Consider the following 26,159-nt stretch of genomic DNA (forward strand, 5'->3'; position numbering starts at 1 on the left):
GAACATACCGACCATCCGGTTAACGCGGAGAAAAGTCGACCGCACTTCGCAGCCCGCCGGGCCGACACGGCCCTGGGGCTCAAGACGCGATCCATCGCCTATAACGGTCTGTGACGAGGCGATAGTCATACCGTCATAGCCTCGAGCTGGTATATCGCAAGGTTATTGCCAGCTAACTGAATGTTTCCTGAGCATTAGCCTTAAAGCAGCTACATTCGGCGCCGTACGGATCACGGCGAAATAACACTCGCCCAGTGAAGCGATAGCGCCCTATTGATGGCGGCCTGCAATGTATCTAGGGGAACGTTCGACAGAGGCACCAGAATTGAATTTCAGTGAGGCTCCCATTCGGCGGTTTTCCCGCCACCGGCTGATATGGCGTCCCGCCATCACCGGCGCATTCGACGTCCTCTCGTCATCGCACGACCTGACCACCCGTTCCAGCGCCCCCGACCCAGAAGTGGACTCCCATGCGCCTACGTGATCTCGCGGCCGACGTGCCCGCCGCCGAACTGCACCCCTCGAGCGGTGACTACGACGTGCTCCGCGTCATCCACGACTCCCGGCAGGCGCGGGCGGGCGATCTGTTCGTCGCCGTACGCGGCTTGCGGTCGGACGGCCACGACCACGTGCCTCGCCTCATGGCGGAGGGCATCGCGGTCGCCGTCGAGCGGCCCGTACCGATCCCCACGGGGGCACCCGCGCTGATCCTCCCGGACACGCGCACCGGTCTGGCCGAGTTGTCCGCCGCCCAATGCGGAAGACCCGCCCGCCGGCTGCTGATGGTCGGCGTCACCGGCACCGCGGGCAAGACGACGACCACGCATATGACCGCCCACGTGCTCACCGCCGCCGGTATCCCCGCCGGATACCTCAGCACCGTCGCCCATGGAACCGGAACCCAAGCCGACGAGAACAGGTCCGGCCGGACCACGATGGCCGCCCCCGACAACCAGGAATGGCTGGTACAGATGGTCGAGCAGCGCATGCGCGCGGCGGTCATCGAGGCCAGTTCGCACGCCTTGGAACAAGGCAGGGTCGCCGCCTGCGAGTTCGATGTCGCCGCGTACACCAACATCGGCCACGATCACCTCGACTACCACCGGACCGCGAAGAACTACTTCAACGCCAAGGCACGGCTCATGGACCTGACCGCGGAGTCCGCCGGCAAGGTCGTCCCGAAGACCACGGTCCTCAACCGCGACGATCCCTCGTTCGAACTCCTCAGCGCGCGCTGCAGGACCGAAAGATGCCTCACGTACGCCATCGACCATCCCGCCGACGTACGGGCCACCGACGTATCCCCCGGCCGGGACCACACCCGGTTCGTCCTGCGCGGCGCCGGCAAGTCGGCTCCGGTCCACCTGCACCTGCCGGCCCTGTTCAACGTCCGCAACGCGCTCTGCGCGGCCGCGACCGGCCTGGCCCTCGGGGCGCCGATCGACGCCGTCGCCGATGCCCTGTCCGCTTTCGGCGGCGTACGCGGGCGTCTCCAGCCCATCGACCGCGGACAGCCGTTCACCGTCTATCTCGACTTCGCGCACTCCTCGCTGCGCCTGCGCAGTGTGCTGAGCGAACTCCGCACCACCACCTCCGGCCGGCTGATCGCCGTCTTCGGCGCCACCGGCCACGCCGACCATGACCCGGCGGGGATGGGAGGCGCGGCGGCGGAGTACGCGGACTTCTTCATCCTCACGACCGACGACCCCGCCGGCAAGGACCCGGTGGACCTCGTCCGGCGGATCGAATCGGGCGTCGGGGCACGGCGACGCGGCGTCGACTACGAGGTCATCCTGGACCGGCGGGCCGCGATCCGCCGGGCGATCGAGATGGCGCGGCCCGGTGATGTGGTCGTCCTGGCCGGCAAGGGTCCCGAACGCACCATGCTGCTCGCCGACGGCCCCGCGCCCTGGGACGAACAGGCCGAGGCGGAGGCCGCCCTCGATGAGCTGGGCCGGACCACCGCCCGGCTGGCGGCCGTGAACGCTCGTCTCAGCACCGACGCCTCATGGAACCGGTGCGGCTGACGGCCAGGTCCTCGGCGGCGAGCCGCGAGGGACTCGGCCTCAGTGCCGGGGCGCGTGGACCTGGTCGAGGCCGGCGCGCAGGTCGCGGGCGAGGGCGGTGGCGTCTCCGGTCTTCCAAAAATGCAGGTAGAACAGGCGGGGCTGTTCGTACAGCATGTGGTTGTGCAGCTCGATGATCGTCATGCCGTGGGCGCGCAGGGCTCTGATCACCGGGTTGACCTGATCGGCGGTCATGGTGAAATCGCCGTTGACCGCTGCGCCCGCCGCCGAGTGGCTGGAACATCAGCAAGGTGGATGCCTCCATCAGGTACGGCAGCGTGACGTGGGCGCGGGTATCGGTGATCTTCTGGGCGACCGGGATGTGGTACTGCAGGACGCCGTTCACGTCCTCGCCCTTGGCGCCGACGATGCGATCGATCGCGGCGACGTCCAGGTCGACGGGCGGCTCCTTCCCCTCTTCCTTCGTGCTGAGGGGGACTCCGGTCTGAACGAGCGCGGTGTGCACGGCACGGGCGATCTGAACGGGGTCGCCCAGGGCCCAGTAGTGCATCCACCACAACCGTGGCGTCTCGGCCTGGATGTGCTTGTGCAGCGCGGTGATCTGCACGCCGCCCCGTTGCAGGGCGTCGGCGACTTTGGGCACCTCGTCGCGGGTGAGGGTGACCTCACCGATCATGACCGTTCTGCCGGGGGCGGTCTGGTGGAAGGAGGCTTCGGCGTTCAGTTCCATGCCGGGGTTCTCGGTCACGCCGGCGTTGACGACGTGCAGGTCGGTGCGCAGCCACTCGGCGGTGTGCACGTCACCGGCCTCGGTCTCCAGGGGCCGGCCGATGGCCCGGCCCACGGCGTTCCAGTCGATGCCGCCGCCCTTTGCCGGGGCCGTACCGGCGGTCATGGCGAGGGTGGCGGCCAGCGCGGCGGCGCTCGCCACCAGTCGCGCGGCGCGATGCCGCGAGAGTGCGAAGTAGGCCATCACCGGCCTCCTGCGACATCAAGTAGTCGTTCGCGATGAGGCGCGCCCGCCCTGGTCGCGGATCGCCCATCGCTCATCCCCCGACGCGGGAAGGGATCGGATCCCGACGTCGTGGGCCGTTCCCCGCATTCGGGTGGCGCAACCACTGGTCCTTCCCGCCTCGTCGCCCGGACGAGCGATTGGACCGTGCTGAGATCTCTTCGGCCGGCTGATCCCCCGCACGGTGCTCCGCGGGTCATCCCGATAGGCGAAGCCCCTGGTCGCAGCCGGTTTTCCGTCCGATATGCTCGATGCGGTCCTCCAGTTCACCGTCGTCCCCGGGCGGGAGTCTCACGTGTCACGCATGGCCGGGTTCTGCAGATCATTGGTGCGCCGATCCATCCGCGCCTACCGCGTCGCCTGCGCTCGTGACGACATGGCGACCCAGAACCTCCTCGTGCCCGACGGCGTGTGGGCGTGCGATGAGTGCAACACCGTCCTGCTGGAGGCCGGCGCGCCGCGACAGCACCTGTGCATCGACCGTCCGGCTTTCTGAACGCCTGTTCACCTCACGTCGAGGTTCCCGACGGCCCGGGACACGGCCGGTAAAGCCTGCTCCTCCACCGCCCGACCAGGATGGGAGACTGGGACCGAGCGTTCGGGGACTGTCAGGCTATGAGCGGTGACGCAGGAGATCTGCCACCGCAGCATCCGGACACCGGCGGTGGGGAGGCGTCCCGCAACCGCTACGTGGACCTGCTGCGGGTCACGGCGATCGGCGCGGTGGTGCTCGGCCACTGGCTGGCGATCTCGATCACCTACAGCGCGGGCCACCTGGGCGGGTCGAATGTGCTGGGACAATTGCCGTGGACCCGATGGCTCAGCCTGATCTTCCAGGTGATGCCGGTGTTCTTCCTGGTGGGCGGCTTCGCCAACGCCACTTCGTGGACCTCACACCGCGGACGCGGCGAGGACTGGGCGCGCTGGCTGTACGGCCGGGCCGTGCGGCTCCTGGTCCCCACCACGGTGTACGTCGCCGTTGGCAGCGCCGCCGTGGCCGCCTGCCGCGCCGCCGGGGTCGGCCGCGAGGTGCTCGAGTCCGCAGGATGGGCCGTGGCCCTCCACCTGTGGTTTCTGCCGGTATATCTCGGCCTGCTGGCGATGACACCGGCGCTTCATGCCGCCCACCGGCGATGGGGACTCGTCGTCCCGGCCACCCTCGCCCTCGGCGTGGCCGGGGTGAACACCGCGGTCCTGCGATGGCATCCGCCTCTGCTGGGTGGGCTGAACTACCTGCTGGTATGGGGAGGGATACACCAGCTGGGCTTCGCCTGGCAGGATGGCACGCTCACCCGCGACAGACGGCGGCCGCCGGCCCTGGCGGTCATTGGGATCACCGCGCTGGCCGGCCTGGTGTGGCTGGGGCCCTTCCCGGTGAGCATGGTCGGCGTGCCCGGCGCGCGGATCAAGAACACAGCCCCGCCCTCGATCGCCCTCCTCGCCTACGCCACCGCTCAGGCGGGACTGCTGCTCGCCGCCGAGTCCGCCGTCACCCGCCGACTGCGCGGGACGCGCGCACGGCGTGCCGTGGCCCGGGCCGACCGGATGGTCCTGACGCTGTACCTGTGGCACATGGCGCCGGTGATCCCCGCGGCCATCGCCCTGTACACCACAGGCCTGCTCCCATCGGTGCCCATCGGATCGGCGGCCTGGTTGCAACAGCGCCTGGTGTGGGTGGCCGCCCTGACCATCCTGTTCATCCCGCTGGCCACCGTGCTCCGGCCCGCTGGGCAGGTGATGCCCGCCCGCCAGGGAGCGGATGCCGTCCGCCTTCGCCATGGCGCGTGGCCTGTGCTGATGGCCGGCGTCGCCGTGGCCGGCCTCGCCTTGTCCAGGCTCGCGGCGAAAGGGTTCGCCCCGAACGGGCGACTCCCGATCATCGCGCTCGTTGCCTACGCCGCGGGAATGCTCCTTCTGATCATGGCCGGTCGGATGCGCGCTCGCCCCGCCACACCGCCTCCCGCGATCTGATTGTTGTTCACATTAGGTGCACGTTCGAAGCCTGACACCTCCGTTCCGCGGCATTTACGGCGCGACAGAAGGGGCCATTGGGGTGCTTGAGGCGCATTGACACTGGTTGATATATATAGCGCCGTTTTGACGGGCGCGATTGCGGTATAGGGAGATCGTGCATCCGTGAACGGGGGGAAGGATGTCATGACGGAATCAATGGGCCATGGCGCCTACGAAAGACCGTCCGGACCAGAGACCAGGGCGCAGGAGGCCGGCAGGACGCCCGGCCCGGCGACGGGCGAGATGGAGGCCGAACGCGAGTTCTGGCAGGAGAGAAGCCGTGTGTTCCTGCAGCCGATCGCGGCGCCGTCGATCCTCGGGCTGTTCGGGCTCGCGACGGCGACGATGATGGTCGGCGCGTGGATGGCGGGTTGGTACGGCAACTTGCTCACCCCGCTGGTTCTCTTCCCATTCGTGTTGACCGCGGGCGGCCTCGCGCAGTTCCTGGCCGGCATGTGGTCCTATCGTGCTCGCGACGGCCTGGCGACCGCCGTGCACGGGATGTGGGGGGCGTTCTGGCTCGCCTTCGGCCTGGTCTTCATGCTGGTCGGCGCAGGAGCTTTCCCGGCCCTGCTGGCGCCGAGAATCGGGGCCGTCAATCCACCGTTCGCCTTCTGGTTCATCGCGCTGTGCGTGATCACCGCGCTGTGCGCGATGGCCGCGACGGCCGAGAACATGGGCATGACGGTCGTGCTCGCCCTCCTGGCCGTGGGCTCGGGGTTCATCGCGGCCGGCTTCTTCGCCGGCGCCGTCTGGCCGGTGCGCATCGCCGGCTGGCTGTTCGTGATCTCCGCAGCGGCGGCCCTGTACACCGCGGGCGCGATGATGCTCGAGTCCTGCTTCGGGCGGACGATCATGCCGCTGGGCCAGTACCGCGCCGCGGCCAACATCCCGGGCCGCAGGATGAGCCGGCCACTGGAGTACCGCTACGGCCAGCCCGGAGTCAAGATCGGCCAGTGATCCCATCGGTCGGCGTTCTGGCCTCGGGCCGTCGGCCATGCCTCGGAGCCCTCAGCCGCTGCCGGGACATGGTGTGATGCCCGAGGTCGGGAACCACACCGCGCCGAGGGCCACTGGCCGTCGTCCGGCGGTCCAGCGGCGACGGCGGGTGAGCCGCGCCTGGCGTACGGAACGGTCATCGCTGGTGGTGGACGACACGTACGACGCCGGGAACCGTACGCGCGATCACGTCGGCGATCCGCGCCGTCCTGTCGTCGCCGTCGCCGCCGAGTTCGACGATGCCATCGTGGACCGCCACCCGGGTGGTCACCGTCTCGGCGGACAGTTCCTTCAGAGCCGTCAGCACGTCGTCGCGGATCCGCTCGTCCCCGTGGGTCAGGATTCCCATCAGGTCGCGTCGGCTGACGATGCCGGCCAGACCGTCGTCACGCATGACGGGCACGCTCTTCACGCCGGTCGTCATCATCAGGTCGACGAGCCGTAGGACGTCGTCGGTCTCCCGTACGGTCCGCACCTGCGGGGTCATGACCTCCTCCACGGCCGTCGGCGGCTGCGACTCCGGCTCCGCCGCCGGGCGAAGATAAGCGCGCGGATCCGCCTCGAACTCCCCGCGCAGGAGGTCCATCTCGCTGACGATCCCGACCATCCTCCCCGCTTCGTCGACCACTGGAGCGGCCGTGATGTCCCGCTCGTACAGCAGACGGACCGCCTGCTTCACCGTCCACTCCCGTGGCACGGTCACCACAGGCGTCGTCATCACCTCGCGGACCAGCATCGTCACCACCTCCCGCCTTCATCGCACCCGTCGGCGCCGCGGCGTGCCAGAGGCCGAAGGTCCCCGAGGCGCAGCCATGCGTACTCGCGGTCCCTCCCGCGGCCGAGGCGGAATCCTCCGCTCCCGGCCGCCGCGCCGTACGGTCAGCAGGTCGGCGAGATGGCCCTCGCTGCTCGTGAGCCGTCGGCGTCGCCCGCAGGCGCGCCAGGATGCAGCTTCCGGTCGAGGCGGACCGCGACGAACCCGAGAGTGGAAAGGACGATGACGATCAACAGGTCGGGACCGGTGAGCGGCCGGGTGCCGAGCATCTCTCGGAGCGGCGGCAGGTAAAGGCCGGCCAGTTGCATGACGAAGGCGGATGCGACGGCCGCGAGCAGCATGGGATTGGCCCAGGAGCGGGGCCGGGAGCGGGAGCCGAGGGCGACGCCGAGCTGCGTGGTGCCGAGCGCGAAGAAGGCCATGCTCTGCCAGGGCCGGCCGCTCTGGTGCGCCCAGACGGCCACTCCCAGGGTGACGGCCGCCAGGACGATGGCGATCCGGATCACGCGCTGCCACAGGCCGCCTCCGAGGATGCTCTGAGTCGGTGGCCGGGGCGGGCGGGTCATGACGCCGCTCTGCGCGGGCTCGCCACCCAGCGCGACTCCCGGTAGGCCGTGGGTGATCAGGTTGATCCACAGAATCTGGGCGGGCAGGAGGGGAAGCGCCAACCCCAGGAACGGGCCCAGTAGCATCACGGCGATCTCGGCTGCTCCTCCGGACAACGCGTAGATCAGGAACCGGCGCAGGTTGCCGTACACGCGCCGGCCCTCCTCGACGGCGGCGACCACGGTGCCGAGCTGGTCATCGGCCAGCACGAGATCCGCGGCTTGGCGGGCCACCTCGGTACCGCGCCGCCCCATCGCCACGCCGATGTCGGCGCGGCGCAGCGCGGGGCCGTCGTTGACACCGTCGCCGGTCATCGCGACGACCTGACCGCGTTCGCGCAGTGTCTGGATGATGTGGAGCTTGTGGTGCGGGGTGGCCCGTGCGAAGACCGTGATCTCGCTCAGGTCGCCCACGGCCGGTCCGGATTCACCGAGGGACCGGCAGTCGAGCAGTCGATCGCCGGCACCCATGATCCCCAGTTCGGTGGCGATGGCACGCGCGGTGCCGGAATGGTCGCCGGTGATGAGAATCGGCCTGATTCCGGCGCGGCGGCAGGCCGCGATGGTCGCGAACGCCGCCGGGCGCGGCGGGTCCACGATGGCGATCAGGCCGACCAGGCGCAATCCGCGTTCCAGCTCCTCGTCCGCGCGGGGCGCCGGGTCGCGATCGGCCTGTGCGACGGCCAGTACCCGGAAACCGGCCCGGGCGAAAGCATTTGCGCGGTCGGCGGCCTCGGCGAGGAGCGCTGGATCATCGGCCAGGACGGGCGGGCGCAGGAGCGCTTCGGGTGCTCCCTTGCAGATCACGCGGAAGCCGCCGTCGGGGAGGCGGTGAACGGTGGTCATGCGTTTGCGGTCGCTGTCGAAGGGGCGTTCGCCGGACCGGGGCAGCCGCGCCTGCAACTCCTCGCGATCCAGCCCCAGTTTGGCGGCTCCGGCCAGCAGGGCGGCCTCGGTCGGGTCTCCCAAAGCCGTCCACTCCCCGTCGGTGCTGTCCGGCGGTGAGAGCCTGGCGTCGTTGCAGAGCACCGCTGCGGACAGCAGATCGGTGATCGCGTCCCCGCCGACCGGGCGCAGCGGCCGATGGTCGCGTAGGACATCTCCGTCGGGTGCGTAACCGGAACCGGTGATGACGGCTTCCGCGGTGGGTGTCCAGACACGGCGGGCGGTCATCCGGCCTTCGGTCAGGGTGCCGGTCTTGTCGGTGCCCAGTACGGTGACCGACCCGAGCGTCTCGACGGCCGGAAGCCTCCGGATGAGGGCATTGCGGGCGGCCATCCGGCGGGCGCCCAGGGCCAGGCTCAACGTCACGACCGCGGGCAGCGATTCGGGGACGGCGGCCACCACCAGGCTGATCGCGGTCACCACCATCAGCTCCGCCTGCTGACCCCGCGCCAGTCCCAGGGCCAGAACGACCAGGCACAGTACGACCGTGACACCCGCCAGCATCCGGCCGATATCGACGAGGCGACGCTGCAACGGTGTCAGGCCGCCGCCTCTGCCCATGATCGACGCGATCCGCCCGGTGGCACTCGCCGCTCCGATGGCGGTGACGAGTGCCCGGCCACGGCCCTTGACCACGACCGTCCCCGCCGACACGACCTCATCGACCCCCGGCCCTTTGTCCACGGGCACGGCCTCGCCCGTCAGGGAGGCCTCGTCGACGAGCAGCGCCGCCGCCTCCACCAGCCGAGCATCGGCCGGAACGATGTCGCCTTCTGCCAGGACCAGCAGGTCCCCCACCACGACCTCGGCCGCGGGAACCGACCGCTGCGTTCCGTCCCGGACCACACGGGCCGTCGGCGCGGTCAGCTCCGCGAGCGCCGTGATCGCCCGGTCCGCGCGCACCTCCTGGCCCACACCCACCGACGTGTTGACCACGATCACCAGGACGATGACGGCCATATCCGTCCAGTCACCGGTGGCAGCCGTCAGCACCGCCGCGACCAGCAACACCATGATCAATGGATCGCGCAGCTGGGCGGCGACCCTGCGCCACAGCCGGGTCGAGGGCGCCTGGGGCAGCAGATTCGGCCCGTCACACCTGAGCCGTGCGGCCGCCTCAGCCGACGACAGGCCGACCACGAATGTTCTGCTTTCGACCACCTGTCACCTCGCGGACGCTCTGTCGCCGGACGGCACACCTCGAAGCCACTGCCGAGGCGGTCAGGCCGTGGGCGCACCGGGTCGTTCGCCGAATCCGACGACCGCCGTACACGCATGCGACGCCCTCACCTGTGGCCACCACCAACCCTTGATCCGGACAGGACTGTCCGTGCAGAGGCGTTATCCCATGAAGAAGGGGACTTTCGACTCCAACCGCTGATCGCCGGCGATTAGCACCGCCGGGTGAGGGGGACGATCCGATCGTGACCGCGCAAGCCAGGACGATCGAGGAACTGGGCGAGGACGAGTGCCTGCGGCTGATCTCAGCAGGCGGCGTGGGCCGCATCGCCTACACCGGCCGGTTCGGGCCGGTGGTGCTTCCGGTCAACTACAAGCTCCATGACGGAGCCATCGTCTTCCGCACGGCACCGGGCAGCCCGATGGACGAGGACCTGAGAACCGGGATATCCGAGGCCGAGTACCTGGTGGCCTTCGAGATCGATGAGATCGACATGACGGCCAGGGAAGGCTGGAGCGTCCTCATCCAGGGCTCCTTGCACCACGTTGACTCCGAGACCGAGCGCGCATCCCTGACGCGGGCAGGTGTTGAACCATGGCCCGGCGGCGAACGCGAACTCTTCGTTCGCATCATCCCCACGCGTATCACCGGACGCCGCATTCGCCGAGCCGACGGATCAGCCTCCGGGTAGGCGGTAACGCAAATGACGCACGACGCCGGAGCGGCTCAGAGCCTCGACCGTGACACCTGCTTGAGGCTGCTGCGGAGCGTGGTGATCGGCCGTGTCGCGTGGGCCGACGCCGACGGTCGCGTCGTCGTACTGCCGGTCAATTTCCTTACGGACGGAGAAGCGGTCGTCTTCCGTACGGCAGAGGGCGGCAAGCTGTCCGCCGTACGAGAGGGCCGCTACCTGTCGTTCGAGGCCGACGATGTGGAACCGGGTCTTCGAACCGGATGGAGCGTCCTGGTCAGCGGCACCGCCCAACTCGTCACCGACCGTGCGGTGATCGACCGCCTCGAACACTCGCCGCTGGCCCCGTGGGCTCCCCTGCCCAGGTCCTGTTTCGTACGACTCCCTCCGGACCAGATCACCGGCCGCCGGCTCCCTCTTCATCCGGGTGGTGTGACACACGAACGCATCGGCTCGGAAGACGACAGGCCCTGAACCACGGCGTACGGACCCGGGAGGTGCCGAATGAATGTCGGGCGACGCTTGGTCAGAGACGTGATGACGACCTCCGTGGTGAGCGCGTACCGGGGTGCTTCGTTCAAGGACATCGCCCAGATGATGATCGAACGCGGCATCACCGCACTGCCGGTGATCGGTAAGGACCGACGCGTCGTCGGCGTGGTCTCGGAGGCGGATCTGCTGGCCAAGGAGGAGTACAAGGGCGTCTGGCCGAAGACACCTCGAGATCGGCCATCTGGGACGAAGGCCCAGGCGATCACCGCCGGGGAGCTGATGACCACGCCCGCGATCACGGTAGGCCCCGACGCATCGATCGTTCAGGCCGCCCGGCTGCTCGAGCAGCACCGGATCAAACGGTTGCCGGTGGTCGACGACCGCAACCGCCTCATCGGCATCGTCAGCCGCCGTGACCTGCTGCGGGTCTTCAGCCGTCCGGACGAGGAGATCCGCGACGAGATCTCGCAGGATGTGCTCCCGCTGCTCGTACCGGCTGCTCCGGAGGCGGTGTCGGTCCAGGTCGACCACGGCATCGTCACTCTCGCCGGCACCCTGGACGACAAGGCCCTCATACCGGTCCTCCTCCGGTTGACCTCTGCCACCGACGGAGTCGTCAGCGTGATCGACGAATTGCGCGTCGCCGTCGGCGGCACCAAAGAGGACAGGCCGGTGAGGCGCCCACGCACCTGACGACGCGGCTGCCGCAACTCACGCCGTTCGCGCGGGTCGGCACGGTGGCGCGGTACCGCCACCCTGTCAGCCGTGTGCGGCGGCCCCAAGAGCCGGCACGAAGCCTCAGGTGTCGGCGGAGGTCACGATCGGACCTTTCGTGGGCTCCGGCTGGGGAGTTCCGCGGCGATCCGTCGTGCCCACGCTCGCACCGCCTCCTCGTCTCGGTAGTCTCCGGCAAAACGCTTTGCCAAGGGCGCGGACAGAAGTCCTCGGACGTCCTTCCGCAACCGGCCACCGAAGGTGACGTGGTCGCGGGCGCCGAGCCGCTCGGCGATCCTTCGCATCCCCCAGCCGGGCAACCTGAGCGGCTCGCCCGCTCCCCCGCCGAGCGGGCCGCTGCCGAACAGCCATACCGGCATCTCACGGAGGACCCGCTCTTGTTTCCGAGCGAGCCGACGCGCGTCGCGCTGCCAGCGGCCCGCGTAAACGGCACCGCCGAGGATCGCCGCGTGGTACGGGGTCACCTCGCGCACTGACCGCGCGTCGCACACGTCCACCCGGAGGCCGGCCTTTCGCAGTTCCTCGCCGATCCAGTGGGCGATCTCCGCGGTTCCGCCGTGCCTGGATCCGTAGGCCACCAATATCTGTGTCATGACAGCGATCTCCTTCCCGGCCGGTCACGGCGAACGCTCAGTGGGCCTTGCCTGCTCGCTGGACGGCCACCGGGCAGTCCGCGTTGTGCAGTACGGCCTGACTCACCGACCCCAGCATCAGGCCCCGGAAGCCGCCCCGGCCGCGTGAGCCGACCACGAGAAGGTCGGCGTCGGCGGACGCGTTGATGAGCGCCTCGGCCGGGTGCGCGGTCACCGTGGTCAGTTCGGCGGGGACGTCGGGGAACCGTTCACGCAGGCGGGTCACCGCGTCGGCGATGTCGCCGTCTGCTTCGTCCGCGGGATGGTGGACGGCATGGATGGCGGTGAGGGCCGCCGCGCGCAGAGCGGCCTCCTCGAACCCGGACCACAGGGCCATCAGCGAGTTGTCCGAACCGTCCACGCCCACGACGATCCGCTGCGCCTTGTGCTCTCGCCCTCGTACGGCGACGACCGGGCATGCGGCCCGTGCCGCCAGTTCCACACCGGTCGATCCCAGGAACAGCGCTCCGACGGCGCCGAGGCCGCGTGAGCCGATCACCGCCAAAGACGCCCTGGCCGCTTCTTCGAGCAGAACGGGGATCGGCGCGCCGTCGATCAGGTCCGATTCGACGTCGATCTCAGGGGCACGGGCCTGGGCACGGCGTTCCGCCGTGTGAACGATCTGCCTGGCGGTCTCCATCAGTTCATCCAGCCGCGAGCTCAGCAACGGTGCGCCGAGCGGGGTGTACAGCAAGGGCCAGGCGAACACGTGCACGACCCGGAGTGGGCGACCGCGCCGTTTCGCCTCGTCCGCCGCCCAATCGACCGCGGTCAGGCTGCACTCCGAGCCGTCCACGCCGACCACCACCGGCTTCGCCGCCGACTCTGCGTCCATCTGAACCTCCTCTGATCACTTCCACCCCATCAGCGGCGACGTCGTTTGGGCAGGGACCAACGGCCCGAACCGGCCGCCATCAGCCCCGCGTTATCTGAGCGCCAGGACAACGCACCAGAGCCGACGCACCGAACCTGACGCCGCACGGGTCGGTGTCTCTCAGACGAGGCGACGAACGAGCTGGTCAGCCGGGACCGAAGTCCTCCCGCGCGAGGGAAGTCCGCCTCTAGGGCCCGGCACGCGATTCGCGTGGAATGAAGGTGCACGTCGAATTGAGGAGGATTCCATGGGAACACCGGCCCGCAGAGAAACCAGACTTCCTGATCTCTTCGACCTGTTCGAGATGCCGTTCACTACGCTGCGGCCCTTCACCGCTCAGGCCATCCGGATCGAGGACTACGTCGGCGAGGACAAGTACGTCATCCGAGCCGAGCTTCCTGACGTCGACCCAGACCACGACGTGGAGATCAGCGTCTCGCGGGGCATCCTGACGATCCGCGCCGAGCGGAAGGAAGAGCACGAAGGACGCCGTCATTCAGAATTCCGGTACGGCACTTACGAACGCCACGTCCGGCTGCCGGAGAACGCGAGCGAAGACGAGATCAAGGCGACGTACGACAAGGGTGTCCTGACGATCACCGTTCCGCTTCAGGAGGCCAAAGAGGCAACCCGGCGGGTCACCATCGGGCACTGAGCCGCGCTCGGCCAAGCGGGGGATGGAGAAGCCATGCGTACCACTGCTGGTCAATGCGTGCTCGGCGATGACATCGCTGCGATCATCTTCGGCGTCGACGGGATCGTCGTCGACGTCGACCGGGCCGCGGCCGCCGCCTGGAAAGCGGTGCTGGACCCGTTCCTGCGCTCCTACGCCGTGACGCGGGAAGCGGAGTTCAAGCCGTTCGAGGTCCGCGACGACTACCTAGGACATATGAATGGCAAATCGCGGCTCGACGGCGTGCGGACCTTTCTTTGCTCCCGAGAGATCACACTGCCGTACGACGATCTACGCGGCCTCGCCGGACGCGAGGAGGAGTTGTTCCTCACCGAGGTCCGCCGCTACGGCATCGCTCCCTTCACCTCGACCGTCCACCTCCTTCATGCGGTGCGTCGTAGCGGGCGGCGCACGGCCGCCGTCTCCGTCGACTGGTACGCCGCAGAGTTGCTCACCCGAGCGGGTGTCACGGAGATGTTCGACGTACGGCTGGACGGCTTGGACGCTCCGGGGACACGTCTGCCGGGACATCCCGAGCCGGGCCTGTTCTGTGAGGCGGCCCTACGGCTGAGAACGCCACCGGGGCGGATCGCCATCGTCGAGCAGTCACTCGCCGGCGTATCGGCCGCTCGGCATGGCGCCTTCGGGCTGGTAGTGGGAGTCGATCGCATCGGCCAGGCCGCCGCCGCGCTCCGCGAACACGGCGCGAACGTGGTGATCAACGATCTGTCCGAGATGCGGCTGCCCGCAGAGCCGGCCATGGCGGGGCGCTCGCGGCCATATGAGTTGATCGCTCAGCGAGCCGGTCACATCGAGGGCACGACGCCCACGAACATGTCGTCCACCTCGTAAGCGAGGCGCGGGTTCGCCGACACGACGCCTTCGACCTGGCGTACGGCGTGCAGCAGGGCGGGAATCTGCGAGCGGCGCGTGATATGTGCAAGACATCCCACCGCTCCGACGGTCGTCACCGGGGCATTTGAATGGCCGACCAGGCGATGGAAGACGTTCCTTGCCCCTGCCGAGCACCAAGGTTTCGGCCGGGGCCTGGCCGGCACCGCGTCAAGGTCAGCCGGAGGTCGGTACGACGGCCAGGGGGCAGTGCGCGTGGTGCAGCAACGCGTGGCTGACCGACCCCAGGAGCAGACCGGTGAAGCCCCCTCTCCCTCGGCTGCCGACCACCAGAAGATCGGCGTGTGCCGACGCGTCGGCCAATATTCGTACGGGGCGGCCGTGTTCGATGTCGAAGACGACCTCGACGTCGGGGAACTTGTCCCGCCAGGTGGCCAGCGACTGCTGCACCAGGCGTAGTTCCTCTTCCGTCACGAACCGTGGGTCGTAGACCAGCGGCTGCATGTCGCCCGGTCCTCTCCAGGCGGGATGCGACCAGACGTGGACGGCGCGCAGCCGCGCTCTGCGCAGCGCGGCCTCCTCGAACGCGAACGCGATGGCCGGCTCGCTGACCGGCGACGCGTCCACGCCGACCGCGACCTCGCGCCGCTCCGTGGGTTCCAGATCTCGTACGACCACGGTGGGAATCGTCGCGTGCGTGACGACCTGCAGCGTGGTCGAGCCCAGCAGCAGACCGGTCGCCGTGCCCATTCCATGGCCGCCGAGCACGATCATCGCCGCGTCTGCCGCCTTCTCCAGGAGGACATGGGCCACCTGGCCGGACACGGTCTCCGTGTCGACCGCGATGCCGGGGACGCGTTCGCGCGCGGCGGCCACCGCTTTTTCGAGTAGGTCCTTGCCGCCGGTCAGCAGCCATTCCCGGACGAGACCTATTCGCGGGTCGACCGGGGTGTCGTACAACCACTCGGCCTCGACGTGAATGATCCGAAGGGGCAGGCCTCTGCGCACCGCCTCCTCGGCCGCCCATGTGACCGCGTTCAGGCTCTGGTCCGGCCCGTCGGCGCCGACGATGATCGTGTTCATGGTCGCCCCTTTCTTCCGCCTTTCACCTGTTCTGTTGCGACAGTCGAGGTCCGTGGTACGCGGTGTCCGCGCCGACGACCACACGGGCCGACGGTCGGGCTGATGAGTTACGGTGTCCGACGACGGCGATCGGGACGTCGGGAAGAACGCGGGCACCCTCATCACCGCGTTCACCTTCGGTTCCATCGCATCCGCCGACGATGAACACCGCCAGGGGTCGAAGGTCCCGTCGCGGACCTCCTTGTGGCCTTGAGATCTCCCGCACAGGCGGAAGGCGGCACTCACGCCGTTCGCGGCGGAGACCCAGGAAGCCCGACGATCGGTTTTGGCAGGGACGGAAGTCCCGGATCGACGGGAAGTCCGCCTCTCCTGCGAACGATGCCCGGCGGGCTGAGATGAGGTTGCGAGCAAGCGGGAGGGGGCGGGCCATGGGGGGCTGGCGTGTCGTTTACGACGGCTTCGACCCCGACGCGGAACGCCTGCGGGAGGCGTTGTGCACGTTGGGCAACGGATACTTCGCCACCCGCGGGGCCGTCCCGGAGGCGACCGCCGACGACGTGCACTACCCCGGCACTTACATCGCCGGATGCTATGACCGGCTGTCGTCACCGCTGGCCGGACGGACGGTGGTCAACGAAGATCTCGTGAACGCGCCGAACTGGCTGCCGCTGACGTTCCGCCCCGAAGGCGGCGAATGGTTCGACGTCCGTGCGTCCGACCTGCTCGGCTACCGGCAGGAGCTGGACCTACGCCACGGACTGCTCACCCGGCGTCTTCGCTACGGTGACGTCGCCGGCCGTGTCACCGCGGTCGAGCAGGAGCGGCTCGTGTCCATGGACGATCCTCACCTGGCCGCGCTGCGGACCACGATCCGCGCGGAGAACTGGTCGGGAACGCTGGAGATCCGATCGGGCCTGGACGGCCGCGTCCGCAACGGCGGCGTGGCCCGCTACCGAGGGCTGGCCGACGTCCACCTGCTCGCCGGTTCGACCGGTGCCGACAAGGATCTGATCTGGCTTGACGCTGAGACGGTCACATCGGCGGTGCGCATCGCCGAGGCCGCGCGTACGACCGTGCACGCCGACGGGGCGATACGGCGCGAGACGCGGGACGGGCCAGGGTGGATCGCCCAGCGCCTGACCGTGGAAGCGCGTCGCGACGAGCCGGTGACCGTCGAGAAGGTCGTGGCGCTGCACACGTCCCGCGACCGGGCCACAGACGGGCCGCTGGCGGCGTCCCGGCTCGGAGCCGAGCGTGCACCGCGTTTCGCGGAACTGCGCGACCGGCACGGCTTGGCCTGGGAACATCTGTGGCGGCGCGCCCGCCTCGACGTCGGCCGCCCCGGCGCGCAGCGCACCATCAACCTTCACCTGTTCCACCTGCTGCAGACGCTGTCCCCGCACACCGTGGGGCTCGACGTCGGCGTTCCCGCCCGCGGGCTGCACGGCGAGGCCTACCGAGGGCATGTCTTCTGGGATGAGCTGTTCGTGCTGCCCTTTCTCAGCCTGCGTTTCCCGGACGTCGTACGCTCGCTCCTGCTCTACCGCTGGCACCGGCTGCCGGCGGCGCGTCAGGCGGCCCGGGAGGCCGGGCACACCGGTGCGATGTACCCGTGGCAGAGCGGCAGCGACGGCCGGGACGAGACCCCGCGGATGCACTTCAACCCGCGCTCGGCGCGGTGGCTGCCGGACAACTCCCGGCTGCAGCGGCACGTCGGCCTCGCGATCGCCTACAACGTCTGGCAGTACTACCAGGCCACCGGTGACCTGGATTTCCTCTCCTCGTACGGCGCGGAGATGCTCCTCGAGATCGCCCGGTTCTGGGCGGACCTCGCCACCCTGGACACGTCCTCCGGCCGGTACGACATCCGCGGGGTGATGGGCCCCGACGAGTATCACGACGCCTACCCTGGCTCGGCCGTACAAGGCCTGGACAACAACGCCTACACCAACGTCATGGCGGCCTGGACACTGTGCCGCGCGCTCGACGTCTTGGGCCTCCTGCCCTCGGGGCGCCGCGCCGAGCTTCTCGAACATCTCGACCTGCGGCCCGAGGAGCTCGCGCGCTTCGAAGACGTGAGCCAGCGACTGCGGGTCGTCTTCCACACCGACGGGATCATCAGCCAGTTCGAGGGATACGAGAAACTCGCCGAGTTCGACTGGGACGGATACCGGGCCAAGTACGGCGACATCCGCCGCCTCGACCGCATCCTCGAGGCCGAAAGCGACACCACCAACCGGTACAAGGCTTCCAAACAGGCCGACGTGCTCATGCTCTTCTACCTCCTGTCCGCCGACCAGCTGGCCGCCCTGCTCGACCGGCTCGGCTACGGCCTGGACCGTGCCGCCATCCCGAAGACCATCGAGTACTACCTGGCCCGCACCTCCCACGGCTCGACCCTCAGCGCGATCGTGCACGCCTGGGTCCTCGCTCGTTCCGACCGCGCCGCCTCCTGGCGGTTCTTCCTCCAGGCCCTCGACAGCGACCTGCACGACGTCCAAGGCGGCACCACCGCGGAGGGCGTCCATCTGGGTGCCATGGCCGGCACCCTCGACCTGGCACAACGCTGCTACACCGGCCTCGAGCTCCACGGCGACGTCCTCCGCCTCAACCCCCGCCTGCCGCCCGGCCTCCCCGGCCTCGGCATGGAACTGCGCTACCGCGGCCACTGGGAAATCCGCCTACACGCCGACCACACCGGCATCCGCATCGGGCTGCGCCCATCGGCACAGCCGCCGATCCGGATCGCGGTGAACGGCGGGCCGGTCACCACCCTCCCGGCCGGGCGAACCGTCTGGTTCGCCCGGCCGGGAGAGGCCGAAGAGATCGGGTGACGGCCGGATCATCCGTCGGGCCTGCCGGTCGGCTGCTGGTGGGCGTCCCGGGCGAGCGTGGTGATCCGCTGCGCCACCTCGCTGACGGCCTGGGCCACCAGTGGTGACAGGCCGGGGCCGAGACCGAAGTCGGCGCCTTCGATGCTGTAGATCCGCAACCTGCCGGGCATCCGGTCGAGGGCCTCGGCCAGGCGCATCGCGGCGCCGAGTCCGAGGGCGTGGCTGCTGCTGGTGCCGGGGTGGACTCCGTTGATGGAGTCGAGTTCCCGGACGCGACCGGGCTCGCCCGAGATGGTCTGTACGGCGTCGACCACGACGGCCAGGTCCGCCTTGGCCCACAGCTCGATCAGACGGGCCGGCTCACCGTCGGAGACCGCGAGCGTCACACCCTTCAGCCGCCGGTCGCGTAGCTCGCCGATCACGGCAGGGCCCGCACCGTCGTCACGGCGGAGGTCATTGCCAACGCCGATGACGATCACGAGCGCTCCACGGTCAGGTCGAGGAAGTGCGCCGCGCATGAGATGCACGGGTCGTAGTTGCGGATCGCCCGCTCGCACACCGCGGTCAACGCGGCGTCGTCCAGATCGAGGCGTGCCTGCACCACCTCGCGCATGTCGTCCTCGATCGCCGCCTGGTTCTGCGAGGTCGGTGGCACGATGCGCGCCGAGCCGACCGTCCCGTCCGAGCGGAGTTCGTAACGGTGGAAAAGCACCCCCCGCGGTGCCTCCGTCGCGCCGCGCCCGGTGCCCGCGCGGAACGGCACGTCGACGAACGGCTCGGCTGGTGGCCGGTAGGCCTCGATGATCCGCAGCGCCTCCTCGACGGCGTAGACGACCTCGACGGCGCGGACGATGATGCTCTGGAAGGGGTTGCGGCAGGTCTCGCCGAGTCCGGCCGCCCGCGCGGCCTCGCGGGCCAGCGGCGAGAGCCGGTCGTGGTTCAGCGCGTACCGGGCCAGCGGCCCGGTCAGGTAGCGCCCGCCCGCTGCCAGGCGGGCGTGCAGGGCCGTGGAGTGCGGCACCTGTTCCTCGACGATGTGGTCCTCGAAGTCGGTGACCGCGAACGTCCGCCCGCCGGTGGTACGGGGCAGACCGGCCTCGATCGGGTAGACGTCCGCGGTGAGGGCGAGGAACTCATGGCCGAGCTCGTCCTCGGGCATGTCGAAGCCGGCCGCCCATTCCACGGTGGCCAGGGCGTCATCCAGCGCCCGGCGCAGCCCCTCGGCCAGCGGCGTGAGCTCGGCGCGAGCGGGAGCCCGGTAGAAGCCGCCGACGCGGACGTTGATCGGATGGATGGGCCGGCCGCCGATCAATTCCATGATCGCGTTGCCGGTCTTCTTCAGGGCCAGGCCGCGCTCGACGGCGTGCCGGTGGTCGTGGGCCATCTCCACGGCGCTGGGGTAGCCGAGGAAGTCGGGGGCGTGCAGGAGGTAGATGTGCAGGGTGTGGCTTTCGATCCACTCCCCGCAGTACAGCAGGCGCCGCAGCGCCTCGATGCGCTCGTCCGCGGTGACGCCGCAGGCGGCCTCGATGGCCCGGCATGCGCTCATCTGGTACGCGACCGGGCAGATCCCGCAGATCCGGGCGGTGATGTCGGGCGGCTCGGTGTAGGCGCGGCCCCGCAGAAATGCCTCGAAGAACCGGGGCGGCTCGTAAATGTCGAGCCGGACCTCCTCCACGACGCCGTCGCGAGCGCGTACGTACATCGCGCCCTGACCCTCCACCCGGGCCAGGGCGCCCACGCTTAAGGTGCGCTCACGGTGGGTCATCCGGCTGCTCCTCGAACGCGGCGACGTTGAAGGTCGAGAACGCCCGGTCCACCTCCGGGCGTGACATACCGATGTTTCCCAGCCAGGTCTTCAGCGAACCCATGTTCGCCCTGGTCGCGGGCCCGAAGCAGCCGTAGCAGCCGCGTCCGTAGGCCGGGCAGATCGCTCCGCAGCCGGTGTGGGTCACCGGGCCCAGACACGGTGTGCCGTGGGCGACCATGACGCATACGGTGCCACGCATCTTGCATTCGAAGCACACCGGATGGTTCGGGATACCCGGCTTACGCCCGGCGAGGTAGGCCGAGATCACCTCCAGCAGCTGCCCCCGGTCGATCGGGCAGCCACGAAGCTCGAAGTCGACCGGCACGTGCGCGGAGATCGGTGTGGAGTCGGCGAGCGTGGCGACGTACTCGGGCTTGGCGTAGACGACCGACCGGTACTCCTCGGCATCGGCGTAGTTCCGCAGCGCCTGGATGCCGCCCGCGGTGGCGCAGGCCCCGATCGTGACCAGCGTCCGAGAGGCCTCCCTGACGTGCTGGATCTTCTCGGCGTCGGCCGGGGTGGAGATCGAACCCTCGACCAGCGACACGTCATACGGGCCCGCCACGACGGCGCTGGAGGCCTCCAGGAAATGCGCGATCTCGACCTCGCCCGCCAGCGTCAACAACTCGTCCTCACAGTCGAGGAGGCTGAGCTGGCAGCCGTCACAGGAGGCGAACTTCCACACCGCGAGCTTGGGCGCCATCTACCGCTCCTTCACGCTCAGCTGCGCGGCGGCGTCCCGGTAGGCCACCACCGGGCCGTCCCGGCAGATCAGCCAGGGACCCAGCTGGCAGTGGCCGCACCACCCGACGCCGCAGCGCATATTGCGTTCGAGGGAGATCCGCACGTCGGCCATGCCCCTGTCGCACAGCGCCTCCGCGGTCAGGCGCATCATGATCTCCGGGCCACAGATGAATCCCGTGGTCTTCGCCGCGTCGGCGTCAAGGAGTTCCAGGAGAGAGGTGATCAGCCCGACGTGGCCGGGCCAGCCGGCGCCGGCGCGGTCGACCGTCACCTCGACGCGTGCACCGCGCTCACGCCACCGGTCAAGCTCGGCCCGGTACAGCAGGTCCGCAGGGGTGCGGGCGCCGATGAGGACCGTGATGGCGCCATAGAACTCACGATGCTCCAGGGCGTACAGCAGAGCCGGGCGCAGCGGTGCGAGCCCGATCCCGCCCCCGGCGAAGACCAGGTCCCGGCCGACCGCGTCCTCGACACCCCAGCCGACGCCGTACGGCCCCCGGACGCCGACCATCCGCCCGGGCCCGCTCCCGGCCAGCGCACGGCTGACCGCGCCGACGTCACGGACCGTCTGCTCGATCACTCCTCCGGTACGGCTGACGGAGATCGGCGCCTCCCCGACGCCGAACGCGTACAGCATGGTGAACTGGCCGGGCCGGATCCACGGGATCGGCGCACCGCACGGCTCCAGGACGAGCGTCGCGGTGTCCCGGGTCTCCTCACGCCGTTCCGTCACCCGGTACGGGACCGGCGTCATGGCCGTCATACCTCACGCCCCAACGGCGCGCCGTACAGGTCCAGCAGCCGCATCCGGGTGTTCTGCAGCCGGTCGAGCATGACCGCGGTGAACCGGCGGGTGAGCTCGTACCCCAGCGCCGGATCCTTCGCGCACATCTCCCGCACCGCCCTCGCGTCCAGCCGGATCGCGCGGACCGGCTCGGCCGCGACGGCCCCGAACCGCCACTCATACGGCGGGAACAGCCACGACCAGCCCAGCACCGTACCCCGCCCGAGCGACTCCACGATCACGGTGCCACGGCCCGGAATGTGCAGATCCAGGGCGACCCGGCCGGCCTGGATCAACCAGAACCGGTCCGCGGAACCACCCTCCTCGAAGAAGCGGTGCCCGGCTGGCACGTCCTCGTAGCACGCCACCGAGGCCAGCCTCGCGATGTGGTGCTCCGGCATGTCACGGACGAAGGCGTGGCAGGTCAGCGCCGAGCCCGGCAGTGCGTGCGGCCGCTCACCCATCGCTTTCCTCCCGGAGTGCGGCCACCTCTTCGGTCAGGTCGATTCCGACCGGGCACCACACGATGCACCGCCCGCATCCGACGCATCCCGAAGAACCGAACTGGTCATGCCACGTCCCGAGCTTGTGGGTGAGCCACTGGCGGTAGCGGCTCCTGGTCGACGTGCGCACGCTTCCGCCCTGCAGATGGGAGAAGTCCAGGTCGAAGCAGGAGTCCCAGCGCTGCCACCGCTCGGCGTGCTCGCCCGTCAGGTCCGTGACGTCCTCGACGGTCGTGCAGAAACAGGTCGGGCAGACCATCGTGCAGTTACCGCAGGTGAGACAGCGTGAGGCCACATCGTCCCAACGGGCCGCCTCCAGACTTCCGGCCATCAGCTCCCGCAGGCCTTCGGCGGGCATCTCCCGGCCCATCCGGCCGGCTGCCGCGTCCACCTCCGCCCGCGCCCGCGTCTCGGTCACCGCGTCCGCCTCCTGGCGTTCGATCCGCGCGAGCACGCCGGCTCCCGCGTCGCTGCCGACGTCGACGAGGAATCGTCCCTCCCCCGTGAACTCGGTCAACGCCAGGTCATAACCGGAGTCGGCCCCCGGCCCGGTCCCCATGGACGTGCAGAAACACGTCTCCCCCGGCTCGGTGCAGTTGACGACGATGATGAACACACCGTCCCGGCGCGCGGCATAGGCATCGTCGGAGTTCCCGCCACCGGCGAGGACCCGGTCGAGGATCCCGATGGCCCGCAAATCGCAGGGGCGTACCCCCAGGAAGGCGTAACGCGGAGGCTTCTCCCTGGCCTCACTGATCTCAAAACCGTCATCGGTACGGCGGGCGTCCCACAGCTTAGAACGCGGCGGGTGCAGGAACGGCTTCCACGACTGCGGCCCCGCCGAATGGGCGAACGCCGCGGAGTCCGCACGACGCCGGATCCGGTACCCACCCGGCTCCAGCGCGACGCCCCAGCCGTAAGGAAGATCGTCCGCCGACGCCAGCTCCGCCAGCACGATCGCCCGGTCACGAACCGTCGGACCGATCACCGTATAACCCGAATCGATCAGCGCAGCGTGCAGCCCGGCCAAGCCATCGACCATCCAGGCCATGTCCATGCCCCCTCACGGACGCTGCCCCTCCTCTTTCAGCGTCCTGGCGTGGCCGACCGGCGAGGAGGGCCATAAGTCCCGTCTACCCAGGTCACTCGGTCCTACCGATAGGGCCGGTGATCAGCGGAGACGGCGGAGGTAGGGATCCCAGCGTCGTTGTGGAAGAACGCGGACCCTCGCGTCGACGGCGACGACACCGTCGGGCCGGGCGATGATCGGATTGAGGTCGACCTCGGCGATCTGCGGGTGATCGTCAGCAAGCCGGGACAGCCGCAGCAGAGTCTCCTCCAGCGACGCGGTGTCCACGGCCGGTGCGCCCCGATACCCCAGCAGCAGGGGCGCACTGCGCACCGAGCGGATCAGCTCCGCGGCGTCCACATCGGTGAGCGGCGTCAACCGGGCCGACCGGTCGCCGAGCACCTCGGTGGCGACCCCGCCCAGGCCGAAGACGACCAGCGGGCCGAAGACCGGCTCCTGCACGATCCCGCACAGAACCTCGACGCCACCACGGGCCATCGGCTGCACCAGGACCCCGCCCAGCCGATCGCCGAAGCGGGCGGCCAGCCGGGCGTAGGCGCACCGGACATCGGTTTCGCCGCGCAGGTCGAGCTCGACCGCACCGGCGTCGCTCTTGTGCACGATTCCCGGCACGTCCGCCTTGAGCACGACGTGATCGCCGAGTTCGGCCGCGGCGCGTACGGCTTCGTCCGCCGAGGTGGTGGGGCGCCAGGTCGCCAGCGGCAACCCGTACGCGTCCAGGAGCTCCATCGTGCCGGCCGCGGCAGCCAGCCGCCTTCGGGAACCGCGTCGAGGTGCCGCCGGATGATCCGGGTCACCGTGTTCTCCCGCAGGTCAGAGAACAGTGGCTCGTCCCCGGCCGGGCGTTCGAGCCATCGGCCGTGGGACCGGGCAAGGGAGAGGGCACGGGCCGCGTCCTCCGGGAAGGCGTACGAAGGGACGCGCCGATCGCCGGGCCCGTACCGGACGCGCACCGACTCGGGCTGGCCGAGAACGACCGTGGCGAGCGGCTTGGCGGCTCCACCGGCGGCGACGGCGGAGGCCAGGTCGGAGGCCGCCGTCGGGACGGCCAGTGCCAGAACGGCGTCCACCCCGTCATCGGCGGCGACGAGATCGAGGCAGCGCGTGAACCGTTCGGGGTCGATGGCCGCGGTGGTGTCGACCGGGCCGGTGCAGGCCGCTCCGCGCGGCAGGAGCCGCGTCAGCTCGGAGACGGTTCTCTCGCTCAATGAGGCGGCGGTCAGGCCGGCGTCTTCGCAGGCGTCGGCGGCCAGCACGCCCGCGCCCCCGGCGTTCGAGATGACGGCGACGCGTTCACCAGCCGGTACCGGCTGATGGGCGAGCAGCGCGGCGGCGTCGAGGAGCTCGCCGAGACCGTGGGTCGCGATGATGCCGGCCTGCCGGAACAGCGCCTCCTGCGTGACGGCCGGCGTCGCCGCAGCCGCCGTGTGCGACGCCGCGGCACGGTGCCCGGCCGCCGAGCGCCCCGCCACGACGGTCAACAGCGGCATCCGGCGCCCGACGCGCCGGGCGGTCCGCGCGAACTTGCGCGGATTGCCGAACGACTCGACGTGCAGGACGCCCAGGCGAGTCGCCGGGTCCGCCTCCCACCACAGCAGTAGGTCGTTGCTGCTGACGTCGTATTTGTCACCGACCGAGACGAACGACGACACGCCGATGTCCAGGCGGGACAGATGCTCGCGCAGCGCGATCCCGATGCCGCCGGACTGCACGACGACCCCGGCCGGCCCCGCCCGGGTAGATCGGGCGGCGAAGGTCGCGTCGAGCCGCACGGCGCTGTTGGCGACGCCGAAACAGTTGGGCCCCACCAGCCGCATGCCGTACCGCCGGCAGGCGGCGAGCAACGCCCGGCCGTCACAGCCCGAGGTGATCACCACCAGTGATCGCACTCCCCGCCGGCCGCACTCCTCGACGACCTGGACCACGGCGTCCGGCGGCACCGCGAGCACGGCGAGTTCCGGAGCCTCCGGAAGGGCGGCCATCGACGCCACGCACGGCACACCCGCCAGCCGCTCGCCCGCACGAGGATTGACCGCGAACACCGTGCCGGGAAAACCACCGGAGACCAGATTGCGAAGGATCGCCCCGCCGACCGATTCGGGACGCCGTCCGGCGCCGACGACGGCCACGGACGCCGGGCACAACAGATGGCGCAGGCTCGCGACGTCCGCGTATCGCTCCCGTTCGGCGACGGCGTCGAGGTATCGCGCGTCCGCCGTCAACGGCATCCGCACCTCGACCACACCGTCCGCGATGCCGCGCTGCACGGCGAGCCCCGCGGAGGCGAACACGCGCAGCATCGCGGCGTTCTGGACCAGAGTGTCGGCGCGGAACTCCCGCACGCCGCGAGAGCGGGCCAGCGACACCAGGTGCTCCAGCAGCAAGGTGCCGACACCGCGGTGGTGCGTTCCGTCCGCCACCGCGAGTGCGATCTCTGCGCTGCCGGGATCCTCGGTGGGCTCGTAGTTCGCGACGCCGACGAGCTCATCGCCGAGCCAGGCGCCGAGAACAGCATGGGCCGAGCCGGACCTGCGGCACAGCCGTACGGAGACCGCGTCGGCGATCCGCGGGCTGAGGCCGAAGAAGCGCAGATAGAGGTTTTCCAGCGACATGCCGCGGTGCAGGTCTCGTACGGCCTCCAGGTCACCCGGACCTACTTCGCGGATCTGGATCGCGGTGCCGTCGGTGAGCAACGCGAAGGCCGGCTCCGCCGGCGCGCGCTCTGCCGCGATGGCGCCTCCTGTCAGGGAGGCGTCATCGTACGGCGCCTGCCGCCCCGTTCGTTCGACCACGTTTCAACCCTCGA

At 69.8% G+C, this 26,159-nt stretch carries 23 protein-coding genes and 1 pseudogene; 10 read left to right on the forward strand and 14 right to left on the reverse strand.

Going from position 1 to position 26,159, the window contains the following annotated elements:
* The first annotated feature begins 470 nt into the window (after positions 1-470).
* A complete protein-coding gene (locus ACYVF7_RS29975; RefSeq protein WP_460347337.1) occupies positions 471-2,027 on the forward strand; it encodes a Mur ligase family protein in 1,557 nt (518 codons plus the stop codon).
* Here ACYVF7_RS29975 and ACYVF7_RS29980 read toward each other — a convergent pair.
* Entirely contained in the window at positions 1,993-3,000 is a 1,008-nt protein-coding gene (locus ACYVF7_RS29980) for a DUF1259 domain-containing protein (protein ID WP_460347339.1), read from the reverse strand. The two genes, ACYVF7_RS29975 and ACYVF7_RS29980, sit on opposite strands and share 35 nt — an antisense overlap.
* Before the next feature lie 334 nt (positions 3,001-3,334).
* Between ACYVF7_RS29980 and ACYVF7_RS29985 the strand changes: the two genes are divergently transcribed.
* The 3 genes from ACYVF7_RS29985 to ACYVF7_RS29995 all read left to right on the forward strand — a co-directional run bounded on the left by ACYVF7_RS29985 (position 3,335) and on the right by ACYVF7_RS29995 (position 6,012).
* Positions 3,335-3,535 (forward strand): hypothetical protein, encoded by a 201-nt coding sequence (locus ACYVF7_RS29985; RefSeq protein WP_460347341.1) that lies wholly within the window; start codon positions 3,335-3,337, stop codon positions 3,533-3,535.
* 119 nt (positions 3,536-3,654) lie between these two features.
* Complete coding sequence (locus ACYVF7_RS29990; RefSeq protein ID WP_460347343.1) at positions 3,655-5,010, forward strand: acyltransferase family protein; 1,356 nt, start codon at positions 3,655-3,657, stop codon at positions 5,008-5,010.
* Between the two features lie 186 nt (positions 5,011-5,196).
* Entirely contained in the window at positions 5,197-6,012 is an 816-nt protein-coding gene (locus ACYVF7_RS29995; RefSeq protein ID WP_460347345.1) for an acetate uptake transporter family protein, read from the forward strand.
* Positions 6,013-6,187: 175 nt separating this feature from the next.
* Here the strand turns inward: ACYVF7_RS29995 and ACYVF7_RS30000 are convergent, their stop codons facing one another.
* Complete coding sequence (locus tag ACYVF7_RS30000) at positions 6,188-6,787, reverse strand: CBS domain-containing protein (protein ID WP_460358176.1); 600 nt, start codon at positions 6,785-6,787, stop codon at positions 6,188-6,190.
* A 143-nt stretch (positions 6,788-6,930) separates the two neighbouring features.
* Complete coding sequence (locus ACYVF7_RS30005) at positions 6,931-9,537, reverse strand: cation-translocating P-type ATPase (RefSeq protein WP_460347347.1); 2,607 nt, start codon at positions 9,535-9,537, stop codon at positions 6,931-6,933.
* Positions 9,538-9,800: 263 nt separating this feature from the next.
* Here ACYVF7_RS30005 and ACYVF7_RS30010 point away from each other — a divergent pair, with 263 nt between their 5' ends.
* The 3 genes from ACYVF7_RS30010 (at position 9,801) to ACYVF7_RS30020 (ending at position 11,432) form a co-directional block, all read left to right on the forward strand.
* The gene (locus tag ACYVF7_RS30010; protein ID WP_460347349.1) at positions 9,801-10,247 is read left to right on the forward strand and encodes a pyridoxamine 5'-phosphate oxidase family protein; all 447 of its coding nucleotides are present in this window, start codon (positions 9,801-9,803) and stop codon (positions 10,245-10,247) included.
* Between the two features lie 12 nt (positions 10,248-10,259).
* A complete protein-coding gene (locus tag ACYVF7_RS30015) occupies positions 10,260-10,721 on the forward strand; it encodes a pyridoxamine 5'-phosphate oxidase family protein (RefSeq protein ID WP_460347351.1) in 462 nt (153 codons plus the stop codon).
* Positions 10,722-10,784: 63 nt separating this feature from the next.
* Positions 10,785-11,432, forward strand: coding sequence for a CBS domain-containing protein (locus tag ACYVF7_RS30020; protein WP_460347353.1), 648 nt, complete (start codon positions 10,785-10,787; stop codon positions 11,430-11,432).
* Positions 11,433-11,554: 122 nt separating this feature from the next.
* Here the strand turns inward: ACYVF7_RS30020 and ACYVF7_RS30025 are convergent, their stop codons facing one another.
* Both ACYVF7_RS30025 and ACYVF7_RS30030 read right to left on the reverse strand, forming a co-directional pair.
* The gene (locus ACYVF7_RS30025; RefSeq protein WP_460347356.1) at positions 11,555-12,067 is read right to left on the reverse strand and encodes a flavodoxin domain-containing protein; all 513 of its coding nucleotides are present in this window, start codon (positions 12,065-12,067) and stop codon (positions 11,555-11,557) included.
* Between the two features lie 37 nt (positions 12,068-12,104).
* The gene (locus ACYVF7_RS30030; RefSeq protein WP_460347358.1) at positions 12,105-12,941 is read right to left on the reverse strand and encodes a universal stress protein; all 837 of its coding nucleotides are present in this window, start codon (positions 12,939-12,941) and stop codon (positions 12,105-12,107) included.
* A gap of 286 nt (positions 12,942-13,227) precedes the next feature.
* Between ACYVF7_RS30030 and ACYVF7_RS30035 the strand changes: the two genes are divergently transcribed.
* Positions 13,228-13,635, forward strand: a complete 408-nt coding sequence (locus ACYVF7_RS30035) for an Hsp20/alpha crystallin family protein (protein ID WP_460347360.1) — start codon at positions 13,228-13,230, stop codon at positions 13,633-13,635.
* A gap of 33 nt (positions 13,636-13,668) precedes the next feature.
* Complete coding sequence (locus ACYVF7_RS30040; RefSeq protein ID WP_460347362.1) at positions 13,669-14,505, forward strand: HAD family hydrolase; 837 nt, start codon at positions 13,669-13,671, stop codon at positions 14,503-14,505.
* Positions 14,506-14,721: 216 nt separating this feature from the next.
* On the opposite strand, the gene ACYVF7_RS30045 is transcribed toward ACYVF7_RS30040, so the two are convergent.
* Positions 14,722-15,588 (reverse strand): universal stress protein, encoded by an 867-nt coding sequence (locus tag ACYVF7_RS30045; RefSeq protein ID WP_460347364.1) that lies wholly within the window; start codon positions 15,586-15,588, stop codon positions 14,722-14,724.
* 428 nt (positions 15,589-16,016) lie between these two features.
* Here ACYVF7_RS30045 and ACYVF7_RS30050 point away from each other — a divergent pair, with 428 nt between their 5' ends.
* Entirely contained in the window at positions 16,017-18,422 is a 2,406-nt protein-coding gene (locus tag ACYVF7_RS30050) for a glycoside hydrolase family 65 protein (RefSeq protein ID WP_460347366.1), read from the forward strand.
* An 8-nt stretch (positions 18,423-18,430) separates the two neighbouring features.
* Here the strand turns inward: ACYVF7_RS30050 and ACYVF7_RS30055 are convergent, their stop codons facing one another.
* From ACYVF7_RS30055 to ACYVF7_RS30090, 8 genes and pseudogenes are all read right to left on the reverse strand, one after another.
* Positions 18,431-18,901 carry a hydrogenase maturation protease gene (locus tag ACYVF7_RS30055; protein ID WP_460347368.1) on the reverse strand — a complete coding sequence of 157 codons (471 nt, stop codon included), beginning with the start codon at positions 18,899-18,901 and terminating at the stop codon, positions 18,431-18,433.
* Positions 18,898-20,190: a Ni/Fe hydrogenase subunit alpha gene (locus ACYVF7_RS30060; RefSeq protein WP_460347370.1), complete on the reverse strand. Its 1,293-nt coding sequence runs from the start codon at positions 20,188-20,190 to the stop codon at positions 18,898-18,900. Before ACYVF7_RS30060 ends, ACYVF7_RS30055 begins: the two co-directional genes overlap by 4 nt.
* Positions 20,177-20,935, reverse strand: a complete 759-nt coding sequence (locus ACYVF7_RS30065) for an NADH-quinone oxidoreductase subunit B family protein (protein WP_460347372.1) — start codon at positions 20,933-20,935, stop codon at positions 20,177-20,179. Before ACYVF7_RS30065 ends, ACYVF7_RS30060 begins: the two co-directional genes overlap by 14 nt.
* Positions 20,936-21,739 (reverse strand): FAD/NAD(P)-binding protein, encoded by an 804-nt coding sequence (locus ACYVF7_RS30070; RefSeq protein WP_460347374.1) that lies wholly within the window; start codon positions 21,737-21,739, stop codon positions 20,936-20,938.
* Positions 21,736-22,224: a Crp/Fnr family transcriptional regulator gene (locus tag ACYVF7_RS30075; RefSeq protein ID WP_460347376.1), complete on the reverse strand. Its 489-nt coding sequence runs from the start codon at positions 22,222-22,224 to the stop codon at positions 21,736-21,738. Before ACYVF7_RS30075 ends, ACYVF7_RS30070 begins: the two co-directional genes overlap by 4 nt.
* Entirely contained in the window at positions 22,217-23,314 is a 1,098-nt protein-coding gene (locus ACYVF7_RS30080; protein ID WP_460347378.1) for a 4Fe-4S dicluster domain-containing protein, read from the reverse strand. Before ACYVF7_RS30080 ends, ACYVF7_RS30075 begins: the two co-directional genes overlap by 8 nt.
* A gap of 120 nt (positions 23,315-23,434) precedes the next feature.
* Positions 23,435-24,082, reverse strand: coding sequence for an acetate--CoA ligase family protein (locus ACYVF7_RS30085; protein ID WP_460347380.1), 648 nt, complete (start codon positions 24,080-24,082; stop codon positions 23,435-23,437).
* A gap of 386 nt (positions 24,083-24,468) precedes the next feature.
* Positions 24,469-25,965: pseudogene (locus tag ACYVF7_RS30090) on the reverse strand (GNAT family N-acetyltransferase); the annotation flags it as partial.
* Positions 25,966-26,159 lie beyond the last annotated feature (194 nt).

This window comes from Actinoallomurus acanthiterrae, assembly GCF_054775715.1.

What these genes read in the sequence shown, in the direction of transcription:
- ACYVF7_RS29975 (WP_460347337.1), top strand. Translation starts at nt 471, where the DNA reads ATGCGCCTACGTGATCTCGCGGCCGACGTGCCCGCCGCCGAACTGCAC.
- ACYVF7_RS29980 (WP_460347339.1), bottom strand. Translation starts at nt 3,000, where the DNA reads ATGGCCTACTTCGCACTCTCGCGGCATCGCGCCGCGCGACTGGTGGCG.
- ACYVF7_RS29990 (WP_460347343.1), top strand. Translation starts at nt 3,655, where the DNA reads ATGAGCGGTGACGCAGGAGATCTGCCACCGCAGCATCCGGACACCGGC.
- ACYVF7_RS29995 (WP_460347345.1), top strand. Translation starts at nt 5,197, where the DNA reads ATGACGGAATCAATGGGCCATGGCGCCTACGAAAGACCGTCCGGACCA.
- ACYVF7_RS30000 (WP_460358176.1), bottom strand. Translation starts at nt 6,787, where the DNA reads ATGCTGGTCCGCGAGGTGATGACGACGCCTGTGGTGACCGTGCCACGG.
- ACYVF7_RS30015 (WP_460347351.1), top strand. Translation starts at nt 10,260, where the DNA reads ATGACGCACGACGCCGGAGCGGCTCAGAGCCTCGACCGTGACACCTGC.
- ACYVF7_RS30020 (WP_460347353.1), top strand. Translation starts at nt 10,785, where the DNA reads ATGACGACCTCCGTGGTGAGCGCGTACCGGGGTGCTTCGTTCAAGGAC.
- ACYVF7_RS30025 (WP_460347356.1), bottom strand. Translation starts at nt 12,067, where the DNA reads ATGACACAGATATTGGTGGCCTACGGATCCAGGCACGGCGGAACCGCG.
- ACYVF7_RS30030 (WP_460347358.1), bottom strand. Translation starts at nt 12,941, where the DNA reads ATGGACGCAGAGTCGGCGGCGAAGCCGGTGGTGGTCGGCGTGGACGGC.
- ACYVF7_RS30035 (WP_460347360.1), top strand. Translation starts at nt 13,228, where the DNA reads ATGGGAACACCGGCCCGCAGAGAAACCAGACTTCCTGATCTCTTCGAC.
- ACYVF7_RS30040 (WP_460347362.1), top strand. Translation starts at nt 13,669, where the DNA reads ATGCGTACCACTGCTGGTCAATGCGTGCTCGGCGATGACATCGCTGCG.
- ACYVF7_RS30045 (WP_460347364.1), bottom strand. Translation starts at nt 15,588, where the DNA reads ATGAACACGATCATCGTCGGCGCCGACGGGCCGGACCAGAGCCTGAAC.
- ACYVF7_RS30050 (WP_460347366.1), top strand. Translation starts at nt 16,017, where the DNA reads ATGGGGGGCTGGCGTGTCGTTTACGACGGCTTCGACCCCGACGCGGAA.
- ACYVF7_RS30060 (WP_460347370.1), bottom strand. Translation starts at nt 20,190, where the DNA reads ATGACCCACCGTGAGCGCACCTTAAGCGTGGGCGCCCTGGCCCGGGTG.
- ACYVF7_RS30065 (WP_460347372.1), bottom strand. Translation starts at nt 20,935, where the DNA reads ATGGCGCCCAAGCTCGCGGTGTGGAAGTTCGCCTCCTGTGACGGCTGC.
- ACYVF7_RS30070 (WP_460347374.1), bottom strand. Translation starts at nt 21,739, where the DNA reads ATGACGGCCATGACGCCGGTCCCGTACCGGGTGACGGAACGGCGTGAG.
- ACYVF7_RS30075 (WP_460347376.1), bottom strand. Translation starts at nt 22,224, where the DNA reads ATGGGTGAGCGGCCGCACGCACTGCCGGGCTCGGCGCTGACCTGCCAC.
- ACYVF7_RS30080 (WP_460347378.1), bottom strand. Translation starts at nt 23,314, where the DNA reads ATGGCCTGGATGGTCGATGGCTTGGCCGGGCTGCACGCTGCGCTGATC.
- ACYVF7_RS30085 (WP_460347380.1), bottom strand. Translation starts at nt 24,082, where the DNA reads ATGGAGCTCCTGGACGCGTACGGGTTGCCGCTGGCGACCTGGCGCCCC.